The sequence below is a fragment of the Vibrio paucivorans genome (assembly GCF_054053395.1).
Genome location: NZ_CM133231.1, coordinates 720,169 through 732,225, shown reverse-complemented (window position 1 = coordinate 732,225; position 12,057 = coordinate 720,169). Strand labels below are relative to the sequence as shown.

Here is a 12,057-nt window from a genome sequence, read left to right as displayed (position 1 = left end):
AAATTGCTTTACCAATATCAAGATTATGCGGGGGACTAAAAACAAAGTCACTTTATTTCATAGGGTTAGTGAGTGATTTGTCAAAGATGAGCTTGCTGTGATTTTTTGATTATCGTGTTAGAATGAGCACTTTACTAAAGTGTTGTACCGCACTTAGTTGATCCAATACCTGAGTTGATGGCAAGTGCGAAGTGTGCTGAATCACTTCGTGCTTGCCTAATTTAGTCTGTTTTACTCTTTAGACTTACATTGCGTCTCTTAACTGTTGTGCAAAATGTTCTAGCCCAGCCTTAGGGTTTCCTAAATGCTTGTAGGTTTTGTCCGAAACAAAATGCTCATTTAAACCCGCGCAAACGTCCCATATACGCTCAATAAACATTGCTTCTTCTGAAGGTAAGCCGAGTTGCTGTACAGCATCTAATGGCATCTGGTTTACTGTTACGTCTGGATTATAGTGTTCAAAGAACTGTTCCGCTGCTTCTTGAAAGGTTAACCCCTTGCTGCCTTGTACTGAATATTTTTGGTTATAGGCTACGGGGTTGCTGATTGCCTGAAAAACATACTCAGCTAGTTGGTGACTATTGGTGAAATACACAGGGTTAGGTAGTTCACCAAATAAGTAGACAGCATTGTTGTCGACAAACCGTACAAACGAGTCAGCAAAAAAAGAGCAGTAAAAGAATGTATAAGGGATGCCGGAATCCTCAATGAACTTCATTCCTGCTTCCCGAATTCTGCGTGTTTCAATAGTGCCGTTATGAAACAGTTCTTCATGGAGTGATTCTAAGCCTGCTATTTGGAGAATGTGCTTTACGTTATTGAGTTTTGCTGCTTCAACAATATTTTGAATACCTTCTCGCTCGGTGTAGAAAGGTAAGCTCATGTCAGTTGTTTCTGTGTTTAGGTGAATATATAACGTTTCTGTTCCCTTTAATGCCTTAGTTAAACTCTGTGGATCACTCACATCTCCTTTGACGATCTCTACATTACTTGGAAGGGTTTTCCTCGCATTTTCTGGATTTCGAGCGATGACTCGTATCGAAACTCCGCTGCTCGATAGCTGTTGGGTGATTGTAGTTGATAGAAAACCAGTGGCTCCGATGATGGTCAGTTCTTTATTGGTCATGTGTTTCTCCCTAGATATGACAAGTTACGAACTGATGATAAACTGTTGGGTATACCCTACAGTCAAGAGAGATTTTTTAATAAGATGAAAATTAGCGAACTTTGTAAGCAAACAGGGCTAAGTAAGGATGGAATTCGTCACTATGAACAGCTTGGTTTAATTTACTCAGAACGTAAACCGGCAGGCTCTCGTTACTACCAAGATTACGCGGATAGTTCATTGTTGCGTATCGATATGATTCAGTGTGGTAAGTCGTGTGGGTTCACCTTGAAAGAGATTAAAACGATTTTTGATAGCGCGGCTTCAGACGAGCTATCTATCGCAGAGTTACGGCCGTTCTTGATTCAAAAGCTAGAAGAGCTGGATCATAAAGCTCAAGAAATCGAAAAAATGAAGGGGATGATAAAGCTCAATTTAGCGGGACTGGGGTGTGAGTAACGGCTTTTAGCGTTGCTACGTGGCGACTTAGAGTTCCAATAAGATTACTCAATACGGTAAAGACTAGGAACCTATAAATGCCCACTACTATGAACCGCGATGTACTGTGGGAAAGGAAGACTCACCAAGTTTTTGGTGAGTCTCTTATTTAGTTATAGCTTGAGCATTTGTGCGCTGCGAGCGGGTAAATTAAAGGTGTGGTAACGAGAAGTGATCACCTGCTTTGTGTCGCTTAACACATCTTTGTACTCCACGTACCAATTAAATTCATGTTGATAGGTGTCGACAGTAATACTGCGTGCTTCCCCACACTTGTTAATGCCCACAATACCATCTTTTGCCCGCTTAAAGAGCAGCGTACATTGGTCGCTGGCCAGCATCGTCATTGGTTTGCCTTGCATTGCATTGTGGAAAGCCAGCATATTCTTCATCAACGTACTATTCCAAACGTTTGCCCAGCGACCATTATCCTTATCTTCATCATCAGGCAATTCGTCGCTGTATATGAGAGGGGTTCCACCGTCTTTCCCAAGGATATAAGCATATGCTAGCTGCTCGTCTTTTGGGTCCATGATTTGATAGCGGAAGCCTTCATTGGTCGGAATATCGTGGGTGATGGTAAAGGTTATTGAGCGCGAATCATCAAGGGCCTGCCCATATGCTTTAGGGTCGTGTAGTTGACTTAGGCTACCGCTCATTGAAAATGCAGAACGAATCGAAGCAAATAAAGGGAAGTCATAGGCTGCATGGTTAGTGTTATTTAAGTAAGGCGCTAAAAATGCTTCGTAACCACTGTCTCCGGCGCCACCGCTGGTGATGACTTCACCGAAGACATGCATATTTCTGATAATTTCGGCAGTAAATATTTGCTCGATTTGATACTGGCTCATGTGCTTAACTGCATCGATACGAAAGCCTTTTACTCCCATGTCTTTCAATGCTTGCAAATACGACCGCTGCTGCGATACCACCCAGTTGTTTGGATCAAGATCTGGTAAACCAGAGTCACCGTTACCGCCACATAAACGCCAATATTGTACGTGGCCTGGGTTGTTCCAGTCGTAAATACATCCAGCAGGGTGGAAGTCGTTAGCGGAGAAAAGACCTTGTTGAAGGCTGCCAAATAAGGTTTGGTTGGCGTAGTAAGAAGAACGCTCGGCGTAATCGGCCAGAACCTCATCACCAGGGTAATTAAGGTCACTGCGTTTCCAACTCTCATTTGCCATGTGATTCAACACGACATCAGCATAAACATCGATACCTACGTTGCTTAGAGCGGCGATCATACTCGCTAAGTCTTGCTTGTTTCCTAAGGGAGAATCAATCACACGCAAGTCTTGTGGCTGGTAACGTGCCCACCATTGTGTACCGCTCGACTTCATTGCCGGTGAGATGAGTACCTTTTTATAGCCAGCTTGAGCAATGTCGTCTGCGTGGGTTGTGACATCGGCATACTTCCAATTAAAGGCGTGCAAAATGGTGTCGGCATTAGCTGTAGTACTTAGTGTGCATGCAGCAGCTATGGAAATGAGTACAGGTGTTATTGGTTTGATGTTCATGAGGTGCCCCTACTATTATTTATTTTTGTGGATTATATGTAGGGCTTCGTTGATTTTGTTTTGAAATATTTCTAGTTCATCTCGAGATCACTTTCTGTTGGGGTGGATTTTATAAAATTGAGTGGATGCAAACAGTTTGTGCGGAACATAACTCTCTACACCGAGTGTGAATGTATGCTTTGCGAGGCCAAATTGTGCATGTGTATTTTTATGTATTAACGACCTCTAAGCTCAAGTCTTTTATCAATTGTTCTAGTGTTTTACGCCCACTGCTGAATGAATGATGCTCGAACTTAAACACACAAAATAGATCGTTTTGATGATAATGGTAATCTTGAAAGCACTCTTCGTCCGACTTTGAGCATGGGTTCACCTCAGACAAATTTACACCTGGTAGGCTCGCTACTCTGAGCGCTTCCCAACCTAACGAAGCATCTACAACTAACCCCAAATTGTAGTGCCCCTCTTGAAACATTTCGATGACATAGGCTTTCGACCGGTGGAGCAGAGACTCCAAGATAAGTTGTTCTTTTAACGGCTGTTCTGACATTGGCGGTTAGTGTCTTTTAGGTGAATTTTCTCGTTCGTTTTGTACCGTAATATGTGTCAATTTAATTACCATTTTGCGCCACATTTCCCGCTTGTTTTGCTCTGTGCTAAGTTGAACAAATTAAATCCATAAATAACAATCAGTTAGAGGAAAAGGTGATCCTCAAAATGATAATTTTGTAGAGAGTGTGATCCATTGTGTCGGTGACGCGTAAAACACAAGTGATTATTGCTTTTACTACTAAAGCATTATGAGAAATCCGTACGTACGCAGATTTATTTTGAAAACTTCAAGACGTTGTCTTGGTGGGTTTAATGGAAATTGATCCTAAGGTTTAGGAATAACATTATGTGTATGAAGAAAACTCTTTCAGTCGCAACGCTGGCTCTTGCAATTACGGCTTGTGGAAGTGACGACTCTAACTCCTCTCTGCAAGCTGTTCACTCTTCAGTGGACGCACCTCTAGCTAATGTTTGGATAAACGGTGACGCGACGCTGACTGGCGTCGATTTTGGCGTGGCTTCTGGGTATCTCAGTGTCCCAACGGGCAACAATACGGTTGAGGTTGAAGTACAGCTACCCGATGGCGCGACAACGACAGTGATTCCAGAGACGACCTTATTTTTAGCAGAGGCACTTAAGTATACCGTTATGGTAGTCGGGGAGGCTGACTCTAGCAGCTCAAACAGTGTAGAAGCATTGGTTCTAAGCCGTCCTGCGAACGGTAGTGCCAACGCCAGCACTTTTGATGTTCAAGTTGTGCATGCAGCGGCCGGCGTGCCTGATGTTGACCTGTATGTGACCGAGCCAGGAGCCGATATTAACAGTGCAAGTGCTGTCGATACACTCGCTTATAAAGACGACACCGGAGTGCTAAATCTTGCAGCAGCGACATACCAGATACGCTTAGCGTTGGCGGGTACCAAAACCGTTGCATTCGATTCAGGTAGCGTGACGCTCAATGCAAACTCTGAACTAACCATTGCAGCGATTCCCAATCAAGACAGCGACGGGAGTTCACTCGTTAAGCTTTTAGTGATGGATGGCTCTTCTTACTCCACTCTTTACAATTCATCTGAAAAAGCAGAAATACAAGTCGGCCACTTAGTGGATGATGCACCGCGTGTAGACGTGTCCTTAAATGGTAGTGAGGCTATCTCGGATCTTGATTTCAAGGAAGTTGAAGATTACACCGCGGTTGATGCAGGGACATATGATATTGGGGTTTACCCTGACAACACTCCGGGAAGTTTGGTCATCGACGCTCAAGATGTGGAGCTGAATGCGGGTATGGATTACGGTATTTTCGCTATTGATGAGTTGGCAACTATTGAAGCTCTAGTGGTTGAAACCGACAGACGAAGTGTGGCGACTAGTGCTAAGTTGAGTGTGATTCATGCAGCTCCGAGCGCTTCTACTGTGGATGTATATCTGACTGCTAGCACGGATTTCGCCTCAAGTTCTCCAGCGATTGAAGGGTTTGAATACAAAGCGGATGTTCAGGGGATTTATGTCGCAGCAGGTGACTACTACGTCACGGTAACGCCTACTGGTACCACAACTGCTGCAATTGGACCTGCGATGGTAACGCTTGATGACGGTGTGGTTTATCAAGCTATCGCGATAGATGATGGTACTGGTTTCGATCTCATTGTTGATGCCATCACCGATTAAACCGTCGTGAAGAATAAAGCCCTCTAGATGAGGGCTTTTTAGTATGAAGATACTTCAATGTGGAAGTGGCATGATTAGCTCAGTAAATCATTAATTAGTCGCTTATTAGTTTGCAAACTAATCACTTTGCAGAACATACACTTAGTAGCTTAGTTCGAGCGAAACACCCGAGTAAGCGCTGTAACCTTTGAGCATGACGTGATAGGTCGTGCCCGGCACGGCTGAAACTGTGCACTGCTCGTTATTGCCATAGCGATATGGGCGACAATCCCAAGAGCTCGTGGTTGGTTTGCTTCCCGCTTTTAGATAAAGGTCGACATCACCCGTTCCGCCTGAGACAGAGACGTTCGCGGTAGCAGCGCGATCAACCGTAAAGGTATAGAAGTCTTCTGCTAAGCGATTGCCTGTTAGCTGAGTAATCGGAGTGTTGTTTTGCAGTTCACCATCCGTAGGCGGTTGAGTGACACAGTCTGCGTTGACTCCCACTTGGCTAAAGGCATCAACAACGTCTGCAACTGAGTAGTTCATATCTTGCGCGGCTTTGGCTACACCACAGGCGCCCGCATCAAAGGTACTGTTTGCCGTCCAGTAAAGTTGGTTTGCTAGAGTGAATACTTCGAACCCTTTACGTACATCCCAACCCGATTTGTTCGCCAATAGATAGTAGGCTCGATTAAATACGCCACTTGAGTAATGGACGTTAAGACCGTCGTAGTACTGGGACGCATGGTCGATTGACTTGCCATCTTTCGAAGGTTGGTCGAAGTAGCGCAAACCTCCATTTCCTTTGAAGATGTCAGCACCGACAATCCAGTCTACGCTGCCTTTCATGTAGTATTCAGCCGCTTCGCCCGCAATATCTGAATAGGCCTCGTTCATACCGCCAGACATGTTTTTGTATACCAAGCCAGAGTTTTGCTCAGTGAAGCCGTGGCTGACTTCGTGCGCACTGACATTGATGTCTACCAGTGGGTAGAACGTATTTTGGCCATCACCAAATGTCATGGCTGAGCCATCCCAAAAAGCGTTTTCGTAATTACTGCTGTAGTGCACGCGCATCGTCAACTGGAAAGTCAAAGGAGCTGTGTTCATCCAGTCTTGGAACATGTCGAATACGACACCGCCAAAATAGTGCGCGTCGTTAAGAGGGGAGTATGCGCCGTTGACCGTTTTATGGTCATTGTAATTGCTGCTGTCGTTACAGGTGTAACTGAATGCGGTGGTTCCCGTCGTGCCGTGATTAAGGTTAACGGTTTTTACCGCGGCATTGTTCATCGTACAGGTATTGCCCACTTTCTCGACGGAAAACGACGGGTAGTCAGATCCATAGTGATACTGACCGGTTTTTATGTTGCCGCCAGGGCCTGTACCCGAAGCGCTGGCGTGGTTTAGTCCATCCCAACTTGATAGAACTTCACCTGTGTTGGCATCGATGAAAAAGAACGGACGAGCTGGGTCGGATTCTGCTACGAAAAAGCTCACTAAGTAGACGACTTGCGCTTGGCTGTTTTCATCCAGCCTCACCATCAGCTTCGCGCTAACGTTCTCGGATTTAAACGCTTGCCCAGCAAAGGATTGAGACTGAAAGGTTTGCTTTGCGATGTCAATTGCCTGCTTGTCAGCTAAGCGAGGAGTGATTGTCGGTATATCATCACTGATCCCTTGTGCCATAAAGCCCTGAACCTCGGAGACGATCTGCTGCACTTGAGTGGCAACCACCGCGGTGTCGAATACCGGGAGCCCTTGGTACGTTTGTTGGTAGCGGACTTTGATCTTACCGTTTGGCAAACGTACTTCTTTCACTGCTTCAAAGCCATTTTCTACGGGTGCGACGCTGAATCTTTGCATGGTAAGAGCGTTTTGAATCAGTGATGCATCGGTGACAGGAACCATCTCTGCAGCGGTGACTGGTAAAGAAGCTGCTACTGCAAGTGCGAGTAGGGTGTAAGTCTGACGTTGTCTTATTTTCATTGTTATATCCCAATGGTGTTATTTGTAATTTCCTTTGCTAACTGGGGAGAATGGGGCGATTTAGCGTGCCAACCTCTCGTTATAGCTTGAATACCATGGGTGGGTTTTATTCGTCTCGCAAATGAGATGTGAAATTAATTTTTACTGAATGGCAACTGAGAATGACAGTAAAAATCAGTTCGATTTGTTACTGATTTTTATGTCGATATTTATTGAATTCAAAATCATAACCTTATGAATACTTGATATTTTTATGTGCTACAAACTTGGCATAAGACTATCAATAATCCGCTCGAGAGGCTGCTCACAAATACTAATGCCGATGTTGCTTAACTTGCAGGAACGAAAAAGCCCTCGAATGAGGGCTTAGAAAGAGTATGTGAACATAGTTAATGGTGAGCGGTTAGGCGACCATTTCATCGCTGAACAATTGGGCATGGCCAATGCCATTAAGAGCGCAGCTTTCGTCGACATCAGAGACATCACCGCTGACGCCAACGGCACCTAGCACTGTGTTTTCCGAATCTCGTATCAGCAGCCCTCCTGGAACTGGAACCATATTACCGTGAGCGAGTACGTTCACTGCGGAGATAAACGCAGGTCGATTGTCTGCATCCTGTGCGAGTTTGCGTGAAGAACACCCTAGTGCCAATGCACCCCAAGCTTTTGCGACCGCGATGTCTGGTCGCATCATGCTGGAGCCATCTTGTCTCTGTAGAGAGATGAGTTTCCCTCCACTGTCGAGCACGGCCACTGTGAGTGGAGCACTGTTGGTTTTCTGTCCCGCCTGAAAAGTACCATCGATGATGGTTAACGCCTGTTGTAGTGTCAAACTTCCCATGTTATCTCCTAATCTTTGAGTTGACCTATGCTTTGGCTGCTCCCTTTAGCAACTCATAGCTTGGTAAGGTCAGGAAGTTGGCAAAGGTGTCTGCCGTAGATAGCTCATAAAAAAGGTCAGCAGTTTCTTTAAAGCGACCTGCGGCATAACGAGTATCGCCAACTTCCTGTTGGATAGTGTCTAGCTCTTGATAGAGCCATTTATGAAATAGTTCTGCGGTAAAGTTCTGACCGTCATCGAGCGATACGCCATGGTGAATCCACTGCCAAATGTTGGCTCGTGAGATTTCCGCTGTCGCCGCGTCTTCCATTAGGCCGTAGATTGGCACACAGCCATAACCACGAATCCAAGCTTCGATGTAGTACAGAGCAATACGAATATTTTTACGCACACCCGCTTCATCTCGTGTTCCGCTACATGGTTTTAGTAGCAAAGAAGCGTCGATGGTGTGAGTCGGGCTTTCGAAGTCCATTTGGTTTGGCTTACCGCCAAGGTTCTTGTCGAAGATAGACATCGCCAGATCAACCAGTGCCGGGTGCGCTACCCAAGTACCGTCGTGACCATTGCGTGACTCACGTTCTTTATCTTCAATTACTTTCGCTGTAACGCGCTCCATCTCTGCTGGGTCTTTGGCAGGAATGAATGCCGACATACCACCCATCGCTAACGCGCCGCGCTCATGGCAAGTGCGCACTAATAGTTGGCTGTAAGCGTTAAGGAACTCTTTATCCATACCGATGCCATGGCGATCTGGCAGAATACGATCTTTGTGATTTTTGAGTGTTTTAATGTAGCTAAAGATGTAGTCCCAGCGTCCACAGTTCATTGCAACGATGTGGTCACGCATTGCATACAACATTTCTTCCATCTGGAATACAGCTGGCAGGGTTTCAATCAGCACTGTCGCACGGATTGTGCCGCGCTCTACGCCAAAATGATCTTCAGTGAAACTAAAGACATCGTCCCACCATTGTGCTTCTTCCATGCTTTCTAGTTTAGGGATGTAGTAGTACACACCTAATCCTTGCTTAGCGCGGGCTTGGTAGTTGTGGAAGAAATACAGTGCGAAGTCCATAAGACAACCCGCAATAGGTTGGCCATTGAATTGGATAGATTGCTCTGGCAGGTGCAGGCCTCGTGGTCGAGCAATCAAAAGTGCAGGATCGGAATTCAGCTTGTAGTGTTTGTCTTTTTTATCATCGTAGTAGCTGATGGTTCCAAGGTTTGCGTCACGTAGGTTAATCTGGCCCTCCACCATATTTTCCCACGTTGGTGAAGACGCATCTTCAAAGCAGCACATAAAGACTTTTGCGCCAGAGTTAAGAGCGTTAATCACCATTTTACGGTCTACTGGACCTGTGATTTCAACACGACGGTCAAGCAACTCTTTTGGCGGCGTTGCGACTTTCCATGACTTATCATCACGGATCGCTTTTGTATCCGCGCGGAAATCCGGTAGGGCTCCCGCATCAAATTGAGCTTGCTTTTCATCGCGCGTTTGAAGCAACGCATCACGGCGTGCACCAAACTTATTTACTAGGGTTTCTAAGAAGGCTAATGCCTCTTCGGAAAGGATTTGATCGTACTCGGCATTCGCAGTGTCACCGAGTACCTGCATACAGGCATTTTGGCCAGCGTCTGCTTCTCTGTCCGTAACATCGTTCAAAATCATTGCTCGTCTCCTTTAAACAATACCTTTCGATTTTGTATACAAAAAATAAGTTACAGGAATACTTATATTGGAAATTGTGTAAACAATCAAAGGGTATTTAACATTTATTTTTCATTCGTAAAATTTCAAAATTATTTTTACGTAAAGATATTTTATGTAAAGTCAATGTGGCTAGGTTTTATGGGGTTAGTAAGCACTTAGGGTTAATGCTCTATGTTGTAAAAATGTTGATTTTGGGGTTGCGTAATTGCCGATATGCTTTCATAGTACACAAAACAAGTTTGAATTGTATACAATCGAAACTGGAGGTTCGAATGGCAAGAATGAAAGCAATCGAAGCAGCGGTTGAAGTACTAAAGCGAGAAGGAGTAGATATCGCTTTTGGTGTTCCAGGTGCAGCAATTAACCCTATGTACGCAGCAATGAAAAAACTGGGTGGCATCGACCACGTCCTTGCGCGTCACGTAGAAGGTGCATCGCATATGGCGGAAGGCTATACACGTACTAATGATGGCAACATCGGCGTATGTATAGGTACTTCGGGCCCAGCGGGTACGGATATGATTACTGGTCTTTACTCTGCGTCGGCGGACTCGATTCCAATCCTTTGTATCACAGGTCAGGCGCCGCGTGCTCGACTACATAAAGAAGATTTCCAAGCCGTAGATATTGAGTCTATTGCAAAACCAGTGACTAAGTGGGCAACCACTGTACTAGAGCCAGCTCAGGTGCCACGTGCTTTCCAAAAAGCATTCCACCTAATGCGTTCTGGTCGCCCTGGTCCTGTACTGATTGATTTGCCATTGGATGTTCAGTTAACTGAAATCGAATTCGACATCGATACGTATCAACCGCTTGAACCCTACAAGCCAACGGCGAGCCGTGAGCAAGTAGAAAAAGCAATGCAAATGATGTGTGAGTCTGCAAACCCAGTCATCGTTGCTGGTGGTGGTGTCATCAACGCAGGTGCGCCAGAGTTACTGCAGCAATTTGCTGAAATTACCGGAGTACCTGTTATTCCAACGCTTATGGGCTGGGGTTCTATCCCAGACGACCACGAGCTAATGGCAGGTATGGTTGGTCTGCAAACTGCACACCGTTACGGTAACGAAACCCTATTGAATTCGGATTTCGTATTCGGTGTTGGTAACCGATTTGCAAACCGCCACACAGGTTCGCTAGATGTATATACCAAGGGCCGCAAGTTTGTTCATGTAGACATCGAGCCAACACAGATTGGTCGAGTGTTCTGTCCAGATTTAGGCATAGTGTCGGATGCTAAAGCGGCCCTTGAACTTATGGTTGAAGTTGCGCGTGAGTGGCGCGATGCAGGCAAGCTTCCTAATCGCAGCGAGTGGGTAGGTGAGTGTCAGCAACGCAAGGCAACCATGCTACGTAAGACGCACTTCACGGAAGCACCAATTAAGCCAATGCGTGTTTATGAAGAAATGAACAAAGCCTTTGGCCGAGAGACGTGTTACGTAAGTACGATTGGTCTATCGCAAATTGCTGCGGCTCAGTTCCTACATGTGTACAAGCCACGTCACTGGATTAACTGTGGTCAGGCGGGCCCATTAGGTTGGACAACGCCAGCTGCTCTAGGTGTGAAAGCTGCTGATCCAAGCCGTGACGTTGTTGCAATCTCGGGTGACTACGACTTCCAATTCATGATCGAAGAATTGGCGGTAGGTGCGCAGTTTAACCTGCCATACATCCACGTATTGGTGAACAACTCTTACCTGGGCCTAATCCGTCAAGCGCAGCGCCAGTTCGACATTGATTACTGTGTACAACTTGCGTTTGAAAACCAAAACGCGCCAGAGCTAAATGGCTACGGTGTTGACCACGTAACAGTTGTTGAAGGCCTTGGTTGTAAAGCGATTCGTGTAACCGACCCAGAGCAGATGCAAGAAGCTTTCGCCCAAGCGCGTGAGCTAATGAACAAGCACAAGGTTCCAGTTGTTGTAGAGGTGATCCTAGAGCGAGTAACCAACATAGCAATGGGTGTGGAGATTAATGCGATCAACGAATTCGAGCCGCTTGCCGAGAGTGGCGATGATGCACCGACAGCCTTGTCGAACCAATCTTAGTGCACATGGAAACATAGGGGTTGCTGGATTTCGTGGCTCACCCAGCGTGAGCCACCAATTCTCAGCTATTCACTGCACGGAACAGGCTGACTCTACTAAGCAACAAGAAGAACAGCCAAAAAGAACCAACAAGACT

General features: G+C 45.7%; 9 protein-coding genes. 3 read left to right on the top strand and 6 right to left on the bottom strand.

Annotated elements, in window-relative coordinates; all coding sequences use genetic code 11:
* Nucleotides 1-244: 244 nt before the first annotated feature.
* Nucleotides 245-1,126 carry an SDR family oxidoreductase gene (locus tag ACXABW_RS18510; protein ID WP_457526864.1) on the bottom strand — a complete coding sequence of 294 codons (882 nt, stop codon included), beginning with the start codon at nt 1,124-1,126 and terminating at the stop codon, nt 245-247.
* Between the two features lie 84 nt (nt 1,127-1,210).
* On the opposite strand from ACXABW_RS18510, the gene ACXABW_RS18505 reads away from it, so the two are divergent.
* The gene (locus tag ACXABW_RS18505; protein WP_252031537.1) at nt 1,211-1,564 is read left to right on the top strand and encodes a MerR family transcriptional regulator; all 354 of its coding nucleotides are present in this window, start codon (nt 1,211-1,213) and stop codon (nt 1,562-1,564) included.
* 152 nt (nt 1,565-1,716) lie between these two features.
* Here the strand turns inward: ACXABW_RS18505 and ACXABW_RS18500 are convergent, their stop codons facing one another.
* Nucleotides 1,717-3,117 carry an alpha-amylase family protein gene (locus tag ACXABW_RS18500; RefSeq protein WP_457527141.1) on the bottom strand — a complete coding sequence of 467 codons (1,401 nt, stop codon included), beginning with the start codon at nt 3,115-3,117 and terminating at the stop codon, nt 1,717-1,719.
* Between the two features lie 214 nt (nt 3,118-3,331).
* Nucleotides 3,332-3,673, bottom strand: coding sequence for a hypothetical protein (locus tag ACXABW_RS18495; RefSeq protein ID WP_457526861.1), 342 nt, complete (start codon nt 3,671-3,673; stop codon nt 3,332-3,334).
* 345 nt (nt 3,674-4,018) lie between these two features.
* Here ACXABW_RS18495 and ACXABW_RS18490 point away from each other — a divergent pair, with 345 nt between their 5' ends.
* Nucleotides 4,019-5,347: a DUF4397 domain-containing protein gene (locus ACXABW_RS18490; RefSeq protein ID WP_457527139.1), complete on the top strand. Its 1,329-nt coding sequence runs from the start codon at nt 4,019-4,021 to the stop codon at nt 5,345-5,347.
* A 141-nt stretch (nt 5,348-5,488) separates the two neighbouring features.
* On the opposite strand, the gene ACXABW_RS18485 is transcribed toward ACXABW_RS18490, so the two are convergent.
* From ACXABW_RS18485 to aceB, 3 genes are all read right to left on the bottom strand, one after another.
* On the bottom strand, nt 5,489-7,318 hold the full coding sequence (locus tag ACXABW_RS18485; RefSeq protein WP_457526859.1) for a M4 family metallopeptidase: 1,830 nt from the start codon (nt 7,316-7,318) through the stop codon (nt 5,489-5,491).
* A 403-nt stretch (nt 7,319-7,721) separates the two neighbouring features.
* Entirely contained in the window at nt 7,722-8,159 is a 438-nt protein-coding gene (locus tag ACXABW_RS18480) for a GlcG/HbpS family heme-binding protein (protein ID WP_252031526.1), read from the bottom strand.
* 25 nt (nt 8,160-8,184) lie between these two features.
* Nucleotides 8,185-9,828 carry a malate synthase A gene (gene aceB / locus ACXABW_RS18475; protein ID WP_457527137.1) on the bottom strand — a complete coding sequence of 548 codons (1,644 nt, stop codon included), beginning with the start codon at nt 9,826-9,828 and terminating at the stop codon, nt 8,185-8,187.
* 317 nt (nt 9,829-10,145) lie between these two features.
* On the opposite strand from aceB, the gene gcl reads away from it, so the two are divergent.
* Nucleotides 10,146-11,921: a glyoxylate carboligase gene (gene gcl, locus ACXABW_RS18470; RefSeq protein WP_265687149.1), complete on the top strand. Its 1,776-nt coding sequence runs from the start codon at nt 10,146-10,148 to the stop codon at nt 11,919-11,921.
* Nucleotides 11,922-12,057 lie beyond the last annotated feature (136 nt).

What these genes read in the sequence shown, in the direction of transcription:
- ACXABW_RS18510 (WP_457526864.1), bottom strand. Translation starts at nt 1,126, where the DNA reads ATGACCAATAAAGAACTGACCATCATCGGAGCCACTGGTTTTCTATCA.
- ACXABW_RS18505 (WP_252031537.1), top strand. Translation starts at nt 1,211, where the DNA reads ATGAAAATTAGCGAACTTTGTAAGCAAACAGGGCTAAGTAAGGATGGA.
- ACXABW_RS18495 (WP_457526861.1), bottom strand. Translation starts at nt 3,673, where the DNA reads ATGTCAGAACAGCCGTTAAAAGAACAACTTATCTTGGAGTCTCTGCTC.
- ACXABW_RS18485 (WP_457526859.1), bottom strand. Translation starts at nt 7,318, where the DNA reads ATGAAAATAAGACAACGTCAGACTTACACCCTACTCGCACTTGCAGTA.
- ACXABW_RS18480 (WP_252031526.1), bottom strand. Translation starts at nt 8,159, where the DNA reads ATGGGAAGTTTGACACTACAACAGGCGTTAACCATCATCGATGGTACT.
- gcl (WP_265687149.1), top strand. Translation starts at nt 10,146, where the DNA reads ATGGCAAGAATGAAAGCAATCGAAGCAGCGGTTGAAGTACTAAAGCGA.